Origin of the sequence: Azospirillum sp. A29 (assembly GCF_042604625.1) — a bacterium.
In the GTDB taxonomy this organism is placed as follows: Bacteria; Pseudomonadota; Alphaproteobacteria; order Azospirillales; family Azospirillaceae; genus Azospirillum; species Azospirillum palustre.
In genome coordinates, this window is sequence record NZ_CP170466.1 from 1,821,770 (window position 1) to 1,840,915 (window position 19,146).

Below are 19,146 nucleotides of genomic sequence, written 5' to 3' on the forward strand. Positions count from 1 at the left end.
GTTACGACATATCCACGTATGCAGTCAAGCCCGCTCCGGTCATGCCGGTTACACGAAATTGTTCTGCCTGTGGCGGGCTGAATGCCCGTATTGCAGCGTCACCGGTGATATCGCGAGGCCAGGGCCACCATGAAACAGCCCAGAAGCACTATGCCGAAAATCCAGTCACCCATGCGGGCATAGGCTGTAACGCCAGAGGGAGCTTTCGGTAACGTAGTATCGATGAAGCCTCGCTCACCCAGACCGAGCAATTGTCGCACACGACCGTAGGAATCCACCACCCCGGATATTCCCGTATTCGCCACTCGCACGAGGGGCAGCCCCTCCTCGACGGCACGCACCTGATTGATGGCGAAATGCTGGTGCGGACCGGCGGTGCGGCCGTACCAGGCGTCATTGGTCAGGTTCAGCAGCCATTGCGGCCGGTCGGCGGTATCGACCACCGCGCCGGGAAAGATGCTCTCGTAGCAGATCAGCGGGCTGAAAGGCGGCAGGCCCGCCACGCGGTCGCCCAGATGCAGGGTGCGCGGGCCGGGACCGGCGGAGAACTCCGCCCCGTTGCCGGCGATGGCGCCGACCGGCAGCCATTGCCGCAGCGGCATATATTCGCCGAAGGGGACGAGATGGAACTTGTCGTAGTCGGCGACCGCGGCACCGCTGCCGTCCACCGCCACCATGCCGTTGAAATAACGGCGCTCGCCGTCGGCATCCACCGTCGTGCGCGGGGCTCCGGTGATCAGCAGCCCGCCGGACGGCGTGACCGAGGCCAGGGCCTGCCGCACCCGCGCATCGTCCTCGATGAAGAAGGGCACGGCGGTTTCCGGCCAGATGATGACGTTGGGCGGGGGGGTGGAGGGATCGGCGGGAGGCGCGGCGGACAAGGCGAGATGGCTCTGGAAATTCTGCGCCCGTTCGCCGGGCGCCCATTTCAGCCGCTGGTCGATTGCCGCCTGGACCAGCCGCAGCCGCACCCCCGGCACCGGCTCGTCGACCGCGCCGGCCAGCCGCCATGCGCCCCAGCCGCCGAGGACCGCCAGCAGCGCCAGACCGGCGGCGACGGCGGCGCCGGCCCGGCCGGGCGTGGTGTCGCGGTCGGGCAGGGCGGCCGGCAGCGACGCCACCAGCACCGTCACCAGTGTCAGGCCATAGATGCCGACCAGCGAGGCGGCCTGCAGGACCGGCAGCACCCCGACCCAGCCATAGCCGATCAGGTTCCAGGGAAAGCCGGTGAAGACATGGCCGCGCAGCCATTCCCACAGGCACCAGCAGGCGGCGAACAGCAGCGGGCGCCCGAGCCCGGCACCGAAGCCGCGCCGGCGCAGCAGCTGGAAGGTCAGGGTGGCGCCGCCGCTGAACATCGCCAGCACCACCGGCAGGCCGACCGCCGACAGCGGCAGCGCCCACCAGAAGCGTTCGATGTCGGTGAACAGCGCGGCGCTGATCCAGTAGAGCCCGAGCAGGTGGTGGCCGAAACCGAAGAACCAGCCGACGGCGAAGGCGCCCTTTTTGGTCTCCGCCCCGTCCAGCAGCCAGATCAGGCCGGGAAAGGCCACCAGCACGACCGGCATCAGGTCGGCCGGCGGCAGCGCCAGCGTGGCGAACCCGCCCAGCAGCATCGCGGCGGCCAGCCGGCGCCAGCCGGTCAGGGCGGCCAGCCGCGCGGAAACGCGGCCCAGCTTGGCCGGGACGGGCAGGGTGTCGGTGGCGGTCAAAGGCAAAACTCCGGCAGCGGCAAGGCGGGCGGCGCCATAGGTAATGCGGCCGGGCAGGGGTGCCAAGGTTCTTGTGGGCGGGGCTGTGTTGTGGGGGTGGGGAGGCCGGCCCCACCCAGTCTTCAGGCGGTCTCCGCCAGCTCCACGCTGTTGGCCGGGACATTGTGGACGCGCAGGCGCTTCAGGCGGCGGGAATCGGCGTCGACGATCTCGAACTCCAGGCCCGACGGATGGACCAGCCGCTCGCCCAGCCCCGGCACGCGGCCGGCGATGGAGACGACCAGACCGCCGAGCGTGTCGATGTCCTCGCGCTCCTCCTCGGTCAGCACCGGGCCGACCCGGACCTCGAAATCCTCGATGGGCAGGCGGGCGTCGGCGATCAGGCTGCCGTCGGGACGTTCGACCAGCCGCGGGGCCGCGGCCTCGTCATGCTCGTCCTCGATTTCGCCGACGATCTCCTCGACCAGATCCTCGATGGTGACGAGGCCGTCGATGCCGCCGAACTCGTCCACCACCAGGGCCATGTGCTGGCGGGTCTGGCGCATCTGCACCAGCAGGTCGAGCACATGCATGGAGGGGGCGACGATCTTCGCCTCGCGGATGATGCCGCTCAGGTCCGGCTTCTGGCGCAGGCCCTCGGCGGAGATGGCCTGTTTGGCCATCAGGGTCATCACATCCTTGATGTGGATGATGCCGACCACGTCGTCCAGGGTCTCGCGGAACACCGGCAGGCGGGAATGACCTTCCTCGGCGACGCGCTGGACCAATGCTGGGAAGGGGGTGTCGATGTCGACGGCGATGATGTCGGCGCGCGGCACCATGACGTCGGCGACGGTGCGGTCGCGCAGCTTCAGGATGTTGGTCAGCAGCGCCCGCTCGCCGGTGCCCAGCGAATCCTCGCCGTCCTCGCTGGCCGCATCGTCCAGGCCGGAGATCAGCTCTTCGATGGTGCCGCGCAGGGATGTGTCCTCGCGGCCGCCCCAGACGGTGCGGAGCCACCCCTTGAACAGGTGGCCCAGGGAATGGTCTTCGGCCCCGTTGTCATCACGGGGCGTGCGACTGTCGGATATATCGCTCATCGGTCCGGCGGTTGGTGGTTGGCGGCGTAAGGATCGGCGATCCCGAGCGTGGCGAGCAACCGGGTTTCCAGCGCCTCCATCTCCTCGGCCTCGTCGTCCGTCTCGTGATCATACCCCAGCAGATGCAGAACACCATGCATCACAAGGTGAGTCATGTGGTCCTGCAAGCTTTTCCGCTGTTCGGCGGCTTCGCGTGCAACCGTTTCATAGGCGAGGATGACGTCGCCCAGCATCACCGGCACGCCCTCCTGCGCGTCGGGCTCCTCCGCCTCGGTCAGGGCGAAGGACAGGACGTTGGTTGGCTTGTCCTTGCCGCGATACTCGCGGTTCAGCCGGTGGACCAGCTCGTCGTCGGCCAGCACGACCGACAGCTCGGCCGGCCCTTCCTCGTCGTCATAGGCAGCGCCAAGCGCCGCGAGCGCCGCGCGCTCGGCCAGCCACTCGGCATCCTCGGCCCAGTCGCCGGCTTCACGTGAAACAGCGATATCGACCGCAGTGGTCATTCCGGTTCTCCAACGATCCCAGCATCTCTGCTGGTCGTTTCGGATGCGGAACCGGCCGGCGCGGCGTTGGTGCGGCGGGCCTGCCTGCGCTCCGCCTCGCGGGCATCGGCGTGATCGTAGGCGCGGATGATGCGGGCCACCATCGGGTGGCGGACCACGTCGGCGTCGGTGAAGCGGACGAAGCGCACGCCCTCCACCCCGCCCAGGATGTCCAGCGCGTCGCGCAGGCCCGACCGGGTGCCGGTCGGCAAATCGATCTGCGAGATGTCGCCGGTCACCACCATCCGCCCGCCCTCGCCCAGTCGGGTCAGGAACATCTTCATCTGCATCGGCGTGGTGTTCTGCGCCTCGTCCAGGATGACGAAGGCGTTGCCCAGCGTCCGGCCGCGCATGAAGGCCAGCGGCGCGATCTCGATCTCGCCGGATTCCAGCCGCTTCTTGACCTGCTCGGCCGGCAGCATGTCGTGCAGCGCGTCGTAGAGCGGGCGCAGGTAAGGATCGACCTTTTCCTTCAGGTCGCCGGGCAGGAAGCCCAGCCGCTCGCCGGCCTCGACCGCCGGGCGCGACAGCACGATGCGGTCGACCTGACCGGTGGTCAGCAGCGCCACCGCCTGCGCCACCGCCAGATAGGTCTTGCCGGTGCCGGCCGGGCCGAGCCCGAAGACCAGCTCGCTCTCCGCCAGGGCCTGGAGATAGGCGGCCTGGGTCGGGGTGCGGGGCGTGATCGGGCCGCGGCGGCGGGTGCGCAGCGCGATCTCGGCACGGGTGATCGTCGCCTGCGGGCCGGGGGCGCGCGGCTCCTCGCCAGTAGTGACGCCGGCGAAACCGGCCTCGGCGGTCGCCATGCGGACGGCGCCGTCGACCTCGCCGCCGTCGATGGTCTGGCCGCGGGTCAGCCGGCCATACAGGCCGTTCAGCGCCGTCCGCGCCGTCTCGGCGGCCTCGGACGGGCCGGAGATGGTCAGGGTGTTGCCGCGGGAGATCAGCGACACGCCGAGAAGCGATTCGATGCGGGCGAGGTGGCGGTCATGCTCCCCGTACAGCATCGGCAGAAGACGGTTGTCATCGAATTGAACGTCGATGCGCCGTTCGGGCAGACCGTTCAAGCGCTGGCCTCCAAGGTTACGGCAGGCTGGAAGGGAGAGGCGGTGACGTATTCGCCGGTCGTTGTTTCGGTGGTCACCACGGTGCCGGCGAGGCTGTTGGCCCGCGCGGCGTCGACCCGCACCTCGACGATGCGGCCGAGCAGCCGTTCGTCCGCCTCGGCATGGACCGACTGCATCCACGGGCTGCGGCCCAGCAGCTGGCCGTCGCGGCGGCCGACGCGGTCGAACAGGACCGGCACGCTGCGGCCGACGAAGCCGTGGTTGAAGGCGACCTGCTGGGCGTCCAGCAGCTGGCGCAGCGCTTCCAGCCGCGCCTCCTTCACCTCTTCCGGCAGTTGGGCGCCCTCGGCCGAGGCCGGGGTGCCGGGACGCACGCTGTATTTGAAGGAGTAGGCCTGGGCGTAGCCAATCTCGGTGACCAGCTTCAGCGTCTGGGCGAAATCGGCGTCGGTCTCGCCGGGGAAGCCGACGATGAAGTCGCCGGACATCGCCAGATCGGGCTTGGCGTCGCGCAGCCGGTCGACCAACCGGCGGTAGTCGTCGGCGCTGTGCTTGCGGTTCATCGCCGCCAGGACGCGGTCCGACCCCGCCTGCACCGGCAGATGCAGGTAGGGCATCAGCTGCGGCACCTCGGCATGGGCGCGGATCAGGTCGTCGGCCATGTCGCGCGGGTGCGAGGTGGTGTAACGGATGCGCGCCAGCCCGTCGATCTCCGCCAGCTCGCGGATCAGCCGGCCGAGCCCCCAGGTCGCGCCGTCCGGCCCGTCGCCGTGCCAGGCGTTGACGTTCTGGCCCAGCAGGGTGATCTCGCGCGTGCCGCCGGCGACCAGCCGCTTCGCCTCGGCCAGGATCTGCCCGGCGGGGCGGGAGAATTCGGCGCCGCGGGTGTAGGGCACCACGCAGAAGGTGCAGAACTTGTCGCAGCCCTCCTGCACCGCCAGGAAGGCGGCGACGCCCTGGGCGCCGGATTCCTCCGGCAGCAGGTCGAACTTGGATTCGGCCGGAAAATCGGTGTTCAGCACGCTGCCAGCGGCACGGCTGGCCTTCGCCACCATCTCCGGCAGGGTGTGGTAGGTCTGCGGGCCGAAGACCATGTCGACGAAGGGGGCGCGGGCGACGATCTCCTCGCCCTCGGCCTGGGCGACGCAGCCGGCGACCGCCAGGATCATCCGGCCGTCCTCGGCCTCCGCCTTGCGGTCCTTCATCTGGCGCAGCCGGCCCAGCTCGGAGAAGACCTTCTCGGCGGCCTTCTCGCGGATGTGGCAGGTGTTCAGGATCACCATGTCGGCGCCGTCCGGCTCATCGACCGGTCGGTAGCCCAGCGGTGCCAGGACGTCCACCATGCGGGTGGAGTCGTACACGTTCATCTGGCAGCCCCAGGTCTTGATGAACAGCTTCTTGGTCAACCCGCACCCTTCCGCTTGGAACAAAAACGAATAGCGCGCTCACGGGTCTGCGTGGCGCGCGGCACGCCGTCGGTCCGGCGTCGCTCCTGACAAGATGGTATCGCGTGCGGGGCGAATCGAGTCAATCCCGCTTCGCCCCACCCATGTTTGCAAGCCTTTGCTTTCCGCGATCCGGAACCGTCACGCCGCCCCGGCCTGGAGGCCGTCGCGCCAGAACCAGTCGGTCCGGCGCACCCGGTCAGTCCAAAGTCGCTCCGCCGCCGTCCGGCTGAACAGGGCGCTGAAAGGGACGGGGGTGTCTCCCGCCGGCAGGTCGATGGAGGTTGCCAGCACCGGGCCGAGGACCGGCGTGGCGCCGATGGCGACATCCTGCGCGTCGGCCTGCTCGGGCTTGCCGATCATGCCGGCGGCGCCGGCCAGCGAGCCTTCGACCAGTTCCAGTCCCAGGAGCCGGCTCATGTCGACCGGACCCGGCATCTCCATGCCCAGCGTCAGGGCGCGGGTGAAGCCGAACCGCTCGTAATAGGGGGCGTCGCCGACCAGGATCACCGACTTGTGGCCCAGCGCCACCGCCTTGTTCAGGCTCATCCGGATCATCTTGCTGCCCAGCCCGCTGCCCTGGAGGTGGGCGGCGACCGCGATGGGGCCGAGCAGGATGGACGGGGTGGCGCCGCCGACCAGGATCGGCCAGTAGCGGATGGTGCCCACCACCACCTCGCGGCCATGCTCGTCATGCTCGATGGCGACGAGGTTCAGGGCGGGGATGGAGTCGACGCCGTCGCGCAGCCGGTAGGCGGTCTTGTTGAAGCGGTCCGGACCGAAGGAGGCGTCCAGCAGGGCTTCGATGGCGGCGGCGTGCTTCGGCTCTTCGACGGTGATGATCATCAGGTGGGGCTCCCGGCGGGAAGAAGGTCTTCTCAGAAGGCTTCTGAAGGGCGGATCGCGCCGCCGCCGGAAGGCCGGGGGTGTCAGGTCCCCGATGTGCCTTTGGCGTTCGCACGCGACCCAAGGACGGCCGCAACCGCAATGCGCGGTGCGAGGCTCCGTCGTCGGATGCGAAGGGCGTGCGAACGAGACATGGACAAGGCTCTTCGGCCGTTGCTGGGACTTGCGCATATATCATCGTCGCCCCCCCGTCGCAAGACCGTGGAGACCCCAATGCGATGCATGACTGTATCCATCTGAATGCGGGCATGTCCAAGGATTGTCCGGACCGCGTCTGGACAGTGCGGAAAGGGGACTTTATTGTGTGACCGACAGCCGCCCGGCGCCCCGGACGCCCGCCAGGATCCTCGACCATGTACACCGCCGTCACCCACGACATCCGCGTCACCGTCCAGCCCGTGTTCCTGGAGGACCAGTCGTCCCCGGCGGAGGGACGCTTCGTCTGGGCCTATCATGTCCGCATCGAGAATGAGGGCGAGGAGACGGTGCAACTGCGCACCCGCCACTGGCGCATCACCGACGCCATGGGCCGCGTGCAGGAGGTGCGGGGCCCCGGCGTCGTCGGCGAACAGCCGGTGCTGGAGCCGGGCGACCATTTCGAATACACCAGCGGCACCCCGCTCGGCACGCCGTCCGGCATCATGGCCGGAACCTACGGGATGGAGGGCGAGGACGGCCGCGCCTTCGACGTGACGATCCCGGCCTTCTCGCTGGACAGCCCGCACCAGCCGATGCAGCTGAACTGATCCGTGAACCGGCTGCAAAAAGCGGGCTCAAAAAACGGACCCCAAAGATCCAGACGCAGGCGAATAATACAATAGAATGTGTGTGGTTATTGGAAGAATTCAACACGCGGCTTTGACAAGCCGCATGGCTGCCCGTACTTTGTCCATCGCTTGAAGGTCATAGGCCGGATCCCATCTAGGATCTTCCGAATGGCGTCCGGCGACAGAAACCGGGCGGAAACGGGAAGGCGGGCGCCGCCACTCCGTTCTAGATATCTCCTTTTCGTCTTGCGGGCCGTTCCGTTGATCCGCCGAGGCATCGGCTCCGTACTGACGGCAAACCCGAGCGACGCCGGACACGATGGCCAGATACGGCGGGCGTGTTGCGCGACAGCCGTCGGCTCACGGCCGATGGTCCACGCAAGGCGTGTTATCAGTTATGGAAAGGATGTTCCCGTGACGGCTACCAAGACCCCGCACGCCAAGCCTCCGGCGGCCGACAACGTGCTCCGCGGCCCCGGCCTGTCCCGGCCGGACGCCCTTGCCCGCCCGTCCCGCGCCGAGGCGGAGGAGGCCGTGCGCACCCTGATCCGCTGGGCCGGCGACGACCCGGCGCGTGAAGGGCTGGTCGGCACGCCGGACCGCGTCGTCCGCTCCTATGAGGAATTCTTCGCCGGCTACGGCATCGACCCGGTCGAGATCCTGTCGCGCACCTTCGAGGAGACCGACGGCTACGACGAGATGGTCGTGCTGCGCGACATCCGGGTCGAGTCCTATTGCGAGCACCACATGGTACCGATCATCGGCAAGGCCCATGTCGCCTACCTGCCGCGCCGCCGCGTCGTCGGCATCTCCAAGCTGGCGCGGCTGGTCGAGGCCTATGGCAAGCGCCTGCAAATCCAGGAGAAGATGACGGCGCAGATCGCCAACACCATCGACGAGGTCCTCCAGCCCGAGGGTGTCGCCGTGGTGGTCGAGGCGCAGCACCAGTGCATGACGACCCGCGGCATCCACAAGACCGGCGTGACCATGGTGACCAGCCGCATGCTGGGCGCCTTCCGCACCGACCCGTCGACCCGCCGCGAATTCCTGACGATGATCGGCAACCCGTCGTCGCGCGGGATGGAGTGAGGTCCGCAGGGCTTTACACTCAAACCGCTGCCTGCCAAGCTCCCGCCGCTATTTCCCAGTGACGCGGTGTGGAGCATGGCGGCGAAGGTGACCCCGGCGGTCAATGCGGCGAAGGCGGCGGGCGTCGCCTTCCGGCTGATGGAATACGAATACGACCCGTCGGCCGGCGCCATCGGCCTGCACGCGGCCGAATCGCTCGGCCTCGACCCGGCCATCGTCTACAAGACCCTGATCGTCCAGCTGGAGCCCAAGGCGCTGGCCTGCGCCGTCATCCCGGTCGCGGCCAAGCTGGATTTGAAGGCCATCGCCGCGGCGGCCAAGGCGAAGAAGGCCGATCTGGCCGACCCGGCGCTGGCGGAAAAGACCACCGGCTTCCTCGTCGGCGGCATCAGCCCGCTCGGTCAGAAGAAGGCGCTGCCGACCTTCATCGACGCGAGCGCCGAAGCGTTGCCGGAAATGGTGGTGAATGGCGGCCGGCGCGGCCTGCAGATCGTGCTGGCGCCCGCCGATCTGGCCAAGGCGACGAAGGCGGCGGTCTGCGCCATCGTCGCGCACTGAGTCATCATTTTGCGGTGGTGGTGACCCCGGCAGGACTCGAACCTGCTGCCTCAAGTTTAGGAAACTCGCGCTCTATCCTGATGAGCTACGGGGCCACTTGCGCCGCACCTTAACGGTTTCGCCGGCAAGGGGAAAGCGGCTTTTGGTGAAAGTGCGGCGCCGCCGTATCAGTCCGAATAGCGCTCCTCCAGCCACGGGTCGGCGTGGTTGTTGTAGCCGCGGACCTCCCAATAGCCCTTGCGGTCGCTGGCCAGAAGCTCGATCCGCTTCACCCACTTGGCGCTTTTCCACAGATACAGCTTGGGCAGGATGATCCGCACCGGACCGCCATGCTCGCGGCTGATCGGCTGGCCTTCCCAGCTCGTGGCGAGCAGCACGCCGTCGTCGTCGAAGTCCGACAGGGCGACGTTGGTGGTGTAGCCGTCGAAGGAATGGAAGACGACGAAGCGCGCCTCCGGCTTCGGCCGGGCCAGCTCCAGCAGGCGGCGGGCGCTGACGCCCTCCCAGCGGTTGTCGTAGCGCGACCAGGTGGTGACGCAGTGGATGTCGGAGACGAAGCTCTCCTGCGGCTGGGCCTGGAAATCCCCCCAGTTCCACGACAGCGGGGTCTCCACCAGCCCGTCCACCGCGAGCGTCCAGTTGGCCGTCGTCACTTTCGGCGTGATGCCGAGGTCCAGCACCGGCCAGTCGGTCACCAGACGCTGGCCGGGCGGCAGCCGGTCGCGCCCTGGGTCGGCGGCATGTCCCGTCAGCGCGCGGCCGTCGCGCGCCCATTGCTCCTTGGTGGCGACCAGCTTGTCGCGGACGGCGCCGTCCTGTCCGATCTGCCGGTCCGGTTCCAGTCCGGTACGCCCGTCCGGCTTGGGATCCGGTTTGGGAGGTGTGTCGCTCATGGCTCATCCTTACTCAGCGCTTCCGGCTCCGCCGGCATGGGTCCCGCTTAAAAAAGGAACAGACAGCCGGGTTGGCAAGCGGAAGCGGGAGAACTAACTTCCCGGAACCCGGCTTAGTGGAGCCACAGTTCCACGCCAGGGTGCCGGCCGGCTGTTCTCCGCCGACCCCTTTCGCCGACATTTTCGAGACCACCCGAGTGATTTGCCGATGATCCGGTCCGCAGCGCCCACCGCAAACCCCCTCGCATGCGCTAGGGCACGCGCTTGGCGTTTGTTCCTGTCCGGCGGCCTCGCCGTCCTGCTCCTTGCGGTTCTGCTCGCCGGGCCGGGACCCGCCGCGCTGGCAGCTTCGCCGGCACCTGCCGCCGCTGCCCCGGCACCCGCCGCCGGTGCCGCCGCTCCCGCCGCCGCCGCGCCGGTGGTGGTGGACGAGGCGACCGTGCAGCAGCTGGAGGCGCTGGTCGGCACGCTGGAGAACCAGGATGCGCGCACCCAGCTGGTCACCCAGCTGCGCAACCTGATCACCGCCCAGCGCGGCCTCGCCCAGGCCAAGGAGGCGGAAGGCGAGTCGGCGCTGCCGCAGACCCTCGGCGCCCGCGCGCTGGCCTTCCTGGCGGCGCGGATGGACGTGGTCAGCCGCCAGCTGGTGCAGGTCGCCAACGTCTTCTCCGACCTGCCGGGGGCGCTGTCCTGGGTCCAGCGGCAGGCGCAGGACGACACCGCCCGCGAACGCTGGGTACAGATCGCCATCCAGCTGGCGATGATCCTCGGCATCGGCGCGGTGGCCGCGCGCGGCATCGCCTGGCTGCTCAGCCGGCCGCGGCATGCCATGGCGGCCCGCCATGTCGGCTCCACCCTGCTGCGCATCCCGATGCTGCTCGGCCGGGCGGTGCTGGAGCTGGCGCCGATCCTCGGCTTCATCGTCGTCGCCTACACCATCCTGTCGGTGACCGAACCGGCGCCGCGCGTGCGGCTGGTGGCGCTGGCGGTGGTGAACGCCACCGTCATCACCCAGGCGCTGCTGATCCTAGTGCGGATGCTGTTCGCGCCCGACGCGCCCAACCTGCGGCTGGTCCAGACCAGCGAGGCCGGGGCGAAGCGCTGCTACATCTGGTCGCGCCGGCTGATCGCGGTGGCGGTCTACGGCTATTTCCTGGCGGAGGGCGCGTATGTGCTGGGCCTGCCGCTGGGCGCCTACGGCGCGCTGCTGAAGCTGCTGGGCGTGGTCATCGCCGCCATGCTGATCGCGCTGATCCTGCAGAACCGCGCCGGCGTCGCCGACTGGATGCGCGGCAATCCGCTGTCGGGCGACGGCGACCCGCTGGCGACCGCCCGGCGCGAGGCGGAAGGGCAGGGGGCGGTCCTGCGCACCGCGCGCCGCCGCTTCGCCGAGATCTGGCACGTGCTGGCCATCCTCTATGTCGTGGTGACGCTGGGCGTCTGGGTGCTGAACGTCTATGGCGGCTTCGAATTCCTGGCCCGCGGCACCGCGGTGACCATGGTGGCGGTGGTGGTGGCCCGGCTGCTGGTGACCGGGCTGAACCGGACACTGCGCCGCGGCCTGACCATGAACCGCGAGCTGGCCGGCAACCTGCCGCAGCTCCACACCCGTGCCTTCCACTATCTCCCCATCGTCCAGCGCATCGGCAAGGCCATCATCTGGCTGGTGGCGCTGGGGGTGGCGCTGAACGGCTGGGGCATCGACACGTTGGGGATGGTCGAAACGAACGCCGGCCGCCGCATCGTCGGCAGCGCCATCTCCATCGGCCTGCTGCTGGCCGGCGCCATCGTCGCCTGGGAGGTGGTGAGCGCGCTGATCGAGCATTTCCTGCGCACCACCGACCGCAACGGCACCCGCATCGAACGCAGCGCCCGTATGCGCACGCTGCTGCCGCTGCTGCGCAACGCCTTCCTGATCCTGCTGGTGACGATGGTGTCGCTGATCACCCTGTCGGAGCTGGGGGTCAACATCGCGCCGCTGCTGGCCGGTGCCGGCGTCGTCGGTCTGGCCATCGGTTTCGGATCGCAGACGCTGGTCAAGGACATCATCACCGGCCTGTTCATCCTGTTCGAGGACACGGTGTCGGTCGGTGACGTGGTGGATGTCGGCGGCGGCCATTCCGGCACGGTGGAGGCGATCTCCATCCGCTCCATCCGCCTGCGCGACGGGGCCGGTGCCGTCCATTCCGTGCCCTTCAGCGCCGTCACCACCGTGAAGAACATGAGCAAGGACTTCTCGGTCACCCTGTTCAACATCACGGTGTCCAACCGCGAGGACCCCGACCGCATCATCGCCGCGCTGAAGGAGACGGGGGCTGAGGTGCAGGCCCAGCCGCAGTTCGCCGCCGACATCCTGAACCCGCTGGAGGTGCTGGGCGTCGACAAGCTGTCCGACACCGGCATCAACATCCTGGCCCAGTTCAAGACCCGCCCGACCCGCCAGTGGGGCGTCACCCGCGAGTTCAACCGCCTGCTGAAGAAGAAGTTCGACGAGCTGGGCATCTCCATGCCGACCCAGTCGATGCAGCTGGTCGTCGGCCAGAACCCGCAGGACCGCGCGCTGGCGGAAGCGCTCAGCCAGGGCTCCTGACCGTCGGGGGTACTGCCCGTAAGCATAGGCTCCGACTTTACGGACAGGGAACGCCCGGCTTTGCCGGGCGTTTTCCTTATGTACGTCCTGTACGTCCGATCAGCGGGAGCCAGCCGCAAAAATGGTCAGCGATGCCTTTTCCCGTTTCGCCCGCTGGATGGAGCGCCAGTCCGGCCGTCCGGGCGCCTTCGTCACCGCCTTCGCCGTCGTGCTGGTCTGGGGGCTGACCGGGCCGCTGTTCCATTTTTCCGACACTTGGCAGCTGGTGATCAACACCGGCACCACCATCGTCACCTTCCTGATGGTGTTCATCATCCAGAACGCCCAGAACCGTGACACCCAGGCCATCCACCTGAAGCTGGACGAGCTGATCCGTGCCACCCACTCCGCCCGCAACGGCATGATCGACCTGGAGGAGATGTCGGAAACCGAGCTGGCGAAGGTGAAGCGCAGCTTCGAAAAGCTCGCCAAGACCGCCGAGTGCCTGGACCACCGCATCGACGAGAAGGTGGAGCGCGCTGTCGAACGCGAAGTGGAGCGCGAGGTCGACGAGGAACTGGACGAACGCGGCCTGCCCGACCCGGCGGACAAGCGTTAGGCAGGACTTATCCGGCGGGCGCCGGTGGGCATGGGGGACGGCGCCAGGCGCGCAGCGCATCGCCCAGCGCGCGGGCGAAGCTGGACCGTTCGTCCGGCGAAAGGAAGGACCCGACCCCCACGGACTGGCCATGGGAACTCAGCGTGACCTGCCCGGCGGCGCCGCGGCGCTCATGGTCGGCCGGCTCGGTGTGGGTGATCCGCAGCCAGTAGGGATGGAAGGACCAGCGCCGCTCCGGCGCCTTCCAATGCACCCGTTGCACCGTCAGCGCGGTCTCGGTCAGCCGCACCCGCTCATACTGGCGGGCGGAGCGGTAGCTGACCCGAAAGGCCAGCCACAGCGCCAGCACGTCCAGCCCGCAGAAGGGCACGACCGGCCAGGCGCCATGGGCGACGAAGATGCCGGCGACGATCAGGTTCATCGCCACCACCACCGCCATCAGGACCCGGAAGCCGCTGCGGCCCAGGCTGCGGTGCGGGTGGAGGATGGCGTCGAACAGCACGCGCACCGACCCGCTGCCGCCGCCGCTTTCCGCAGGGGAGGGACCGTCGCCGGGCTGCCGGCCACCGGGTTGCGGGCCGCTGATGTCGATTGGCATGGCGGCCATCCTACCCCAGCGCCGCCCGGCAGAAAACCGCGAGGAAAGCGGGGTTATGCCGCCCTCGTTATGCCGCCTTCGACACCATCGCCACCACGCCGCCGTTCAGCACCCAGGCCATGGCGCTGTCCATGCCAGGATAGTCCGCGGCCGGCCGGCCCTCGATCTCTCCGGCCAGGCTGCCCTCGACGGTCAGACCCTTGGCCAGGACGAAGATCCGTGCCTGATCGTCGATGCCGGCGGCGATCATCACCTCCGCCATCGCCGAGGCCCAGTGCCAGTCGGTCATCACCACGCCGCAGCGCAGCTGTCCGCAGCGCCGGGCCAGCTTCATCAGGGCGACGAGGATTTCCGGCCGGAACCCCTCGGCCTCGAAGCGGTCGAACTCGACAAGGCTGCTCCAGGACGTGCCGCGGGCGCCCAGGGTGGCGCACAGCATCTCCACCTGCCGGGCGACACTGTCGCGCTGCTCCAGCGACAGGGCGCCCTGCAACCGGACATGCAGTCCCCAATCCTTCAGTTCCACAAGAGAAGACGCGGTCATATCAAAATACCCTTATCCGATCGGAACGCCACAACCAGGATGATCCATGGATCTTTTGCAGGCGTTCAAACGGTGTCCCGGCAGTCAGCAAATCATACGCCATCGTGAAAGGGACCGGAAAGCCGGTATTCTGCGTCCAATTCTGTTGATTCGTCGTCACTTGTTCGAGTGTTTGTCGCAAATTGCGACGCAAGGCCGCAGTTTGGTCTGCGTTCTGCGCTGGATCGTTTCGCGGCTGTCATCGTTCCCCACCACATGGCCCCGTCACAGTCCTTCTGCGCGGCCCGCTCCGCCTCTGGCGCAGGCGGGGCCGTTGCGGCTATGGTGGCGGCCATGAAGCCAGCCGCCGTCCAGGAATTCTTCCGCCGCCTGTCCGCCGCCAATCCGGAACCCCGGAGCGAGCTGGAATACGTCAATCCTTACACGCTGCTGGTCGCCGTGGTGCTGTCGGCCCAGGCCACCGACGTCGGCGTGAACCGGGCGACCGGACCGCTGTTCCAGCTCGTCACCACGCCGCAGCAGATGGTGGCGCTGGGCGAGGAGGGGCTGCGCGGCTATATCAAAACCATCGGCCTGTTCAACACCAAGGCCAAGAACGTCATCCGCCTGTCGGAGCTGCTGATCGAGCGCCATGGCGGCGAGGTGCCGCGCGACCGCGACGCGCTGGAACAGCTTCCCGGCGTCGGCCGCAAGACCGCCAACGTCGTCCTGAACGTCGCTTTCGGCGAGGAGACCATCGCGGTCGACACCCACATCTTCCGCGTCGGCAACCGCACCGGGCTCGCCCCCGGCAAGACGCCGGACGCGGTGGAGGCGAAGCTGCTGAAGGCGGTGCCGAAGCTGTACCGCCGCCATGCCCACCACTGGCTGATCCTGCACGGCCGCTACGTCTGCAAGGCGCGCAAGCCCGATTGCCCGGTCTGCCCGGTTGCCGACCTCTGCGCCTTCAAGGACAAGATCATCGCGTGATTGCGCCGGAATTGGGCCTGATTGCGCCTGACCGGAAACGCAAAACGCCCGGCATGGCGGGAGCCAGCCGGGCGTTTTGCGGTTTCTACCGGTCGCAGGGGCCGGTCGCAGGCAGCGGTCAGACGGTCTCGGCCGCCGGGATCTGCTCGATCGCCGGCTGGGCCACCGGCTGAACCACGGCGGCGGGCTTGGACCCGGTGCTGTAGATCTGGATGTCGCCGACCAGCTGGCCGCCGGCATCGACCGCCAGTTCGCCGAAGCGGATCGAGCCGGTGATCTTGCCGGTGGAGCGCACGGTCAGGCGGCCGCGGACGGCGATGTCGCCTTCGAAGCGGCCGGCGATGTCGGCCTCCTCGATGTCGACCGAGCCCTTGAACAGGCCGGTCTCGGCGATCTCGACCAGCCGGCCTTCGCGCAGCTTGGCCTCGACCGTGCCTTCGACCACCAGCACGTCGCAGGAGCCGATCTCGCCGGTCAGCGAGATGTCGCGGCCGACGGTCAGGCGGCGCTGCTCGGGCATGGCCGGCGCGACGGGGGCCGGGGCGACCGGGGCCTGGGCGACGGGGGCGGCGCCCGGGTTGGCGATGGGGATCGACGGCTGGCGCGGGGCGGAGCCGGGCATGTCGACGACCCGGCGCGGCACGTCGGTCTTGAAGCCGGCACCCGGCACGGACGGCGCGGACGGGGGCTTGGGAATGCTGTTCATGTCGGGTCCCTTCGAGGCGGAAGGCATGTCGGGATAGGCCGGGGCGGCGTGCTGCGTGTCGGCCAGGGCGTGAGCCATGCTGGGGGCGGCTGCTCCGGCCGCGAGAGCGGACGCCGGGGCATGTGCCGGATTATTCAGCGAGGCGAGCGGCGACGAGACGGCGCCGGGCTCGCCCGGGGTGTACGGACGGACACCCGGCTGCGGCGGGACGGGGCTGTCGGCCTTGGGAGCGGCGGGCGGTGTCTTTCGTCCGAACAGCATGAGCGGTTCCCCCAGTCTGGACATTCGGGTGGCGGGATGGCCTGGAAATCGTGTGGCCCGGTGCCGGAGGCGCCCCGCCGGAAAGGCGGTCGCCGCAATCGGTGTCCGGGCGGCCGGTTTCCGGGCAGGCGACGGTGTGCGGCCGTGCCGCCTAGCGGCGTATCACGGTCGTCCGGCCTGCCGCAAGGGGCGCCGACATGGACTGTAGGACATGAACCATGAAGGCGCTCGCGACGACCGGGACCAGCAAATTGGCGAAGGGGATTGTCGAAAGGAAGGCAATGACGACCCCGGCCAAAAAAGGTTTCAGCGGTCTGGTACGGCGCATCGCCCGCGCGGCGGCGCGGTCCATCCGCCGGTGTGCGACCATCTCGAAATACTCCCGGCCCAGCAGATAGCCGTTGATGGTGTAGAAGACGATCAGGTTCAGGCCGGGCGCGAAGATGTAGATCGGCAGGGCCAGCAGGTTGATCGCCAGCACCAGCAGCAGGAAGCGCAGCGCCGTCGCCAGCTCCTCCAGCCAGCCGGCCCGGCGCGGGGCGGGCAGGCCGGGGTAGTGCCGCGCCTCGACCCGCTCCACCACCTCGTCGAGGAAGAAGCTCGACACCGTGCCGACGGTGGCCGGGAACAGCAGCCACGCCAGCACCAGCACCCCCAGCCCGCCCATGACGTCGATGGTGGCGTCGATCCAGCCATAGCCGGTCAGCGGCGTCGCCGACAGCGCCCACGAGGCGCCGACCGCCAGCAGGGCATAGGCGAGCAGCGAGACGAACACCCCGGTCCACACCACCCGGCGCACGCGCGGGTCGGACAGCTGGGCGAAGGCAAGCACGAGGGCGCGGATCATCGGCGGTCCGTAAGGCGGCAAGGAAGGGCGGCGGGGCATGGCTGGCGCCGCCGCCCGCATATCTACGGTGGCCGGCCGCCGGGTTCCAGTCCCCCCCGTGCCGCCCTTCCGCTCTCCCGTTACGGTGCGGGGCTGAACACCAGCGCGGCGTTGGTCCCGCCGAAGCCGAAGCTGTTCGACAGGACATGGCGGATGCGCCGTTCCTTCGGCCGCAGCGGCACGAGGTCGAGGTCGCAGCCCTCCGACGGCGCTTCCAGGTTCAGGGTGGGTGGGGCGACCTGATCGCGCAGGGCCAGGATGGCGAAGATCGCCTCCACCGCACCCGCCGCGCCCAGCAGATGGCCGGTCGCCGATTTGGTCGAGGACATCGAGAGGTCCGCCGCCGCCGGGCCGAACAGGCGCTTGACCGCCGCGATCTCCACCGGGTCGCCGGCCGGGGTGGAGGTGGCATGGGCGTTGACGTAGTCGATGGCGTCCGGCGCCAGGCCGGCCCGCTTCAGCGCGGCGCGCATGGCGCGGAAGGCGCCGTTGCCGTCCTCCGCCGGGGAGGTGATGTGGTAGGCGTCGCCCGACAGCCCATAGCCGGTGACCTCGGCATAGATCGTCGCCCCGCGCCGCCTGGCATGCTCCAGCTCTTCCAGCACCAGCACGCCGGCGCCTTCACCCATGACGAAGCCGTCGCGCTCGCGGTCCCAGGGGCGCGACGCGCGGGCCGGGTCGTCGTTGAAGCCGCTGGACATGGCGCGGGCGGCGCAGAAGCCGGCGATGGCGAGACGGCAGATCGTCGCCTCGCTGCCGCCGGCCAGCATGACGTCGGCATCGTCCATGGCGATCAGCCGGGCGGCGTCGCCGATGGCATGGGCTCCGGTCGCGCAGGCGGTCACGGCGGCATGGTTCGGTCCGCGGAAGCCGTAGCGGATCGAGACATGGCCCGACGCGAGGTTGATGAGGGTCGACGGCACGAAGAAGGGCGAGATGCGGCGCGGCCCCTTCGCGTGCAGGGTCAGCGCCGCGTCGGCCAGAGCCGGCAGGCCGCCGATGCCGGAGCCGATCATCACGCCGGTGCGCTCCTGCGCCTCCGCGTCCGCCGGGCGCCAGCCGGCATCGGCCACCGCCTCTTCCGCGGCGGCCAGCGCCAGCAGGATGAAGCGGTCCATCTTGCGCTGGTCCTTGGGCGGCACCACCGCATCGGCGTCGAAGGCGGCCTCCCCGCTGTCCGGCACCTGTCCGGCGATGCGGCAGGGCAGGTCGGCGACATCGATCCCGCCGGTATCGACCCCGTGTATCGCGCGGATGCCGCTGCGGCCGTCCAGCATGGCGCGCCAGCTAGGATTCACCCCGGCCCCAAGCGGCGTGACCGCGCCCAATCCGGTGACCACGACTCGTCTCATTCGGTTTCGTCCTTTGCCCATGTCGTCTTTGCAGGGATGGTGAATTCCGGGCGCAGCCGCTCCGGCCGGAGCGCTTCGCCTGTCGTCCTGTCGATCAGCACCGGCTCGACCGGCCGTCCGGTGTCCCTGTCGACGATCCGGAACGCCCCGCCGGGCGGCAGCCAGCGGCTGCCCCAGTCGGCCATGGCGATCAGCACCGGCAGGAAATCCCGCCCCTTGCCGGTCAGATGATAGCTGTGGCGCAGCGGGCGGTCCTGGTAGGGCCGCTTCTCCAGCAGCCCGGCCTCCACCAGAGCCTGGAGGCGGCGGGTCAGCATGTTGGTGGCGAGCCCGATGCTGCGCTGGAACTCGTCGAAGCGGGTCAGGCCCAGCATCGCGTCGCGCAGGATCAGCAGGGACCACCATTCCCCGACCTCGTCAAGGCCGCGGGCGATGGGGCAGGGAACGTCGCTCAGGCGGGTGCGTCGCATGGCGGCGACTGTCGCACGGTCACTTTCATCATGCAAGTGATGGGGGATGGCGGCTCGTCCGCGGGGCATCGGACGTGCTCGCCTGAGCCGCACTTGTGATGCGGGCGGCGGCGG

Annotated in this window: 19 protein-coding genes and 1 tRNA gene; 6 read left to right on the forward strand and 14 right to left on the reverse strand. The window is 69.1% G+C overall.

Features of this window, described 5'->3' with window-relative positions; genetic code table 11:
• Nucleotides 1-98 precede the first annotated feature (98 nt).
• From lnt to ABNQ38_RS23630, 6 genes are all read right to left on the reverse strand, one after another.
• Entirely contained in the window at nucleotides 99-1,712 is a 1,614-nt protein-coding gene (lnt, locus tag ABNQ38_RS23605) for an apolipoprotein N-acyltransferase (RefSeq protein ID WP_377808308.1), read from the reverse strand.
• Between the two features lie 122 nt (nucleotides 1,713-1,834).
• On the reverse strand, nucleotides 1,835-2,791 hold the full coding sequence (locus ABNQ38_RS23610) for a hemolysin family protein (RefSeq protein ID WP_376957847.1): 957 nt from the start codon (nucleotides 2,789-2,791) through the stop codon (nucleotides 1,835-1,837).
• The gene (gene ybeY, locus ABNQ38_RS23615) at nucleotides 2,788-3,294 is read right to left on the reverse strand and encodes an rRNA maturation RNase YbeY (protein WP_377808309.1); all 507 of its coding nucleotides are present in this window, start codon (nucleotides 3,292-3,294) and stop codon (nucleotides 2,788-2,790) included. Before ybeY ends, ABNQ38_RS23610 begins: the two co-directional genes overlap by 4 nt.
• Nucleotides 3,291-4,400, reverse strand: coding sequence for a PhoH family protein (locus tag ABNQ38_RS23620; RefSeq protein ID WP_377808310.1), 1,110 nt, complete (start codon nucleotides 4,398-4,400; stop codon nucleotides 3,291-3,293). Before ABNQ38_RS23620 ends, ybeY begins: the two co-directional genes overlap by 4 nt.
• Nucleotides 4,397-5,806, reverse strand: coding sequence for a tRNA (N6-isopentenyl adenosine(37)-C2)-methylthiotransferase MiaB (gene miaB / locus ABNQ38_RS23625; protein WP_377808312.1), 1,410 nt, complete (start codon nucleotides 5,804-5,806; stop codon nucleotides 4,397-4,399). Before miaB ends, ABNQ38_RS23620 begins: the two co-directional genes overlap by 4 nt.
• 180 nt (nucleotides 5,807-5,986) lie before the next feature.
• Complete coding sequence (locus ABNQ38_RS23630; protein WP_377808313.1) at nucleotides 5,987-6,691, reverse strand: GNAT family N-acetyltransferase; 705 nt, start codon at nucleotides 6,689-6,691, stop codon at nucleotides 5,987-5,989.
• A gap of 413 nt (nucleotides 6,692-7,104) precedes the next feature.
• On the opposite strand from ABNQ38_RS23630, the gene apaG reads away from it, so the two are divergent.
• The 3 genes from apaG (at nucleotide 7,105) to ybaK (ending at nucleotide 9,165) form a co-directional block, all read left to right on the forward strand.
• Nucleotides 7,105-7,497: a Co2+/Mg2+ efflux protein ApaG gene (gene apaG, locus ABNQ38_RS23635; protein WP_098740939.1), complete on the forward strand. Its 393-nt coding sequence runs from the start codon at nucleotides 7,105-7,107 to the stop codon at nucleotides 7,495-7,497.
• A gap of 435 nt (nucleotides 7,498-7,932) precedes the next feature.
• Complete coding sequence (folE, locus tag ABNQ38_RS23640) at nucleotides 7,933-8,607, forward strand: GTP cyclohydrolase I FolE (protein ID WP_377808314.1); 675 nt, start codon at nucleotides 7,933-7,935, stop codon at nucleotides 8,605-8,607.
• Nucleotides 8,608-8,682: 75 nt separating this feature from the next.
• Nucleotides 8,683-9,165, forward strand: a complete 483-nt coding sequence (gene ybaK, locus ABNQ38_RS23645; protein ID WP_377808315.1) for a Cys-tRNA(Pro) deacylase — start codon at nucleotides 8,683-8,685, stop codon at nucleotides 9,163-9,165.
• Between the two features lie 18 nt (nucleotides 9,166-9,183).
• Here the strand turns inward: ybaK and ABNQ38_RS23650 are convergent.
• Both ABNQ38_RS23650 and ABNQ38_RS23655 read right to left on the reverse strand, forming a co-directional pair.
• Nucleotides 9,184-9,260, reverse strand: a tRNA-Arg gene (locus tag ABNQ38_RS23650).
• A gap of 72 nt (nucleotides 9,261-9,332) precedes the next feature.
• Complete coding sequence (locus ABNQ38_RS23655; RefSeq protein ID WP_377808316.1) at nucleotides 9,333-10,058, reverse strand: sulfite oxidase-like oxidoreductase; 726 nt, start codon at nucleotides 10,056-10,058, stop codon at nucleotides 9,333-9,335.
• Nucleotides 10,059-10,329: 271 nt separating this feature from the next.
• On the opposite strand from ABNQ38_RS23655, the gene ABNQ38_RS23660 reads away from it, so the two are divergent.
• Both ABNQ38_RS23660 and ABNQ38_RS23665 read left to right on the forward strand, forming a co-directional pair.
• A complete protein-coding gene (locus tag ABNQ38_RS23660; protein ID WP_377808317.1) occupies nucleotides 10,330-12,648 on the forward strand; it encodes a mechanosensitive ion channel domain-containing protein in 2,319 nt (772 codons plus the stop codon).
• Nucleotides 12,649-12,769: 121 nt separating this feature from the next.
• Nucleotides 12,770-13,246, forward strand: coding sequence for a low affinity iron permease family protein (locus ABNQ38_RS23665; RefSeq protein WP_377808318.1), 477 nt, complete (start codon nucleotides 12,770-12,772; stop codon nucleotides 13,244-13,246).
• Between the two features lie 7 nt (nucleotides 13,247-13,253).
• Here ABNQ38_RS23665 and ABNQ38_RS23670 read toward each other — a convergent pair whose 3' ends face one another.
• A complete protein-coding gene (locus tag ABNQ38_RS23670) occupies nucleotides 13,254-13,844 on the reverse strand; it encodes a DUF2244 domain-containing protein (protein WP_377808319.1) in 591 nt (196 codons plus the stop codon).
• A gap of 67 nt (nucleotides 13,845-13,911) precedes the next feature.
• Nucleotides 13,912-14,388: a hypothetical protein gene (locus ABNQ38_RS23675; RefSeq protein ID WP_377808320.1), complete on the reverse strand. Its 477-nt coding sequence runs from the start codon at nucleotides 14,386-14,388 to the stop codon at nucleotides 13,912-13,914.
• A gap of 333 nt (nucleotides 14,389-14,721) precedes the next feature.
• Between ABNQ38_RS23675 and nth the strand changes: the two genes are divergently transcribed.
• Nucleotides 14,722-15,357: an endonuclease III gene (nth, locus tag ABNQ38_RS23680; RefSeq protein ID WP_109491206.1), complete on the forward strand. Its 636-nt coding sequence runs from the start codon at nucleotides 14,722-14,724 to the stop codon at nucleotides 15,355-15,357.
• A 118-nt stretch (nucleotides 15,358-15,475) separates the two neighbouring features.
• Here the strand turns inward: nth and ABNQ38_RS23685 are convergent, their stop codons facing one another.
• The 4 genes from ABNQ38_RS23685 to ABNQ38_RS23700 all read right to left on the reverse strand — a co-directional run bounded on the left by ABNQ38_RS23685 (nucleotide 15,476) and on the right by ABNQ38_RS23700 (nucleotide 19,032).
• Nucleotides 15,476-16,324 (reverse strand): polymer-forming cytoskeletal protein, encoded by an 849-nt coding sequence (locus ABNQ38_RS23685; protein WP_377808321.1) that lies wholly within the window; start codon nucleotides 16,322-16,324, stop codon nucleotides 15,476-15,478.
• Between the two features lie 151 nt (nucleotides 16,325-16,475).
• A complete protein-coding gene (locus ABNQ38_RS23690; protein ID WP_377808322.1) occupies nucleotides 16,476-17,171 on the reverse strand; it encodes an EI24 domain-containing protein in 696 nt (231 codons plus the stop codon).
• 119 nt (nucleotides 17,172-17,290) lie between these two features.
• A complete protein-coding gene (fabF, locus tag ABNQ38_RS23695; protein ID WP_377808323.1) occupies nucleotides 17,291-18,562 on the reverse strand; it encodes a beta-ketoacyl-ACP synthase II in 1,272 nt (423 codons plus the stop codon).
• The gene (locus ABNQ38_RS23700; RefSeq protein ID WP_109052205.1) at nucleotides 18,559-19,032 is read right to left on the reverse strand and encodes a helix-turn-helix domain-containing protein; all 474 of its coding nucleotides are present in this window, start codon (nucleotides 19,030-19,032) and stop codon (nucleotides 18,559-18,561) included. The genes fabF and ABNQ38_RS23700 overlap by 4 nt, the downstream gene beginning before the upstream one ends.
• Nucleotides 19,033-19,146 lie beyond the last annotated feature (114 nt).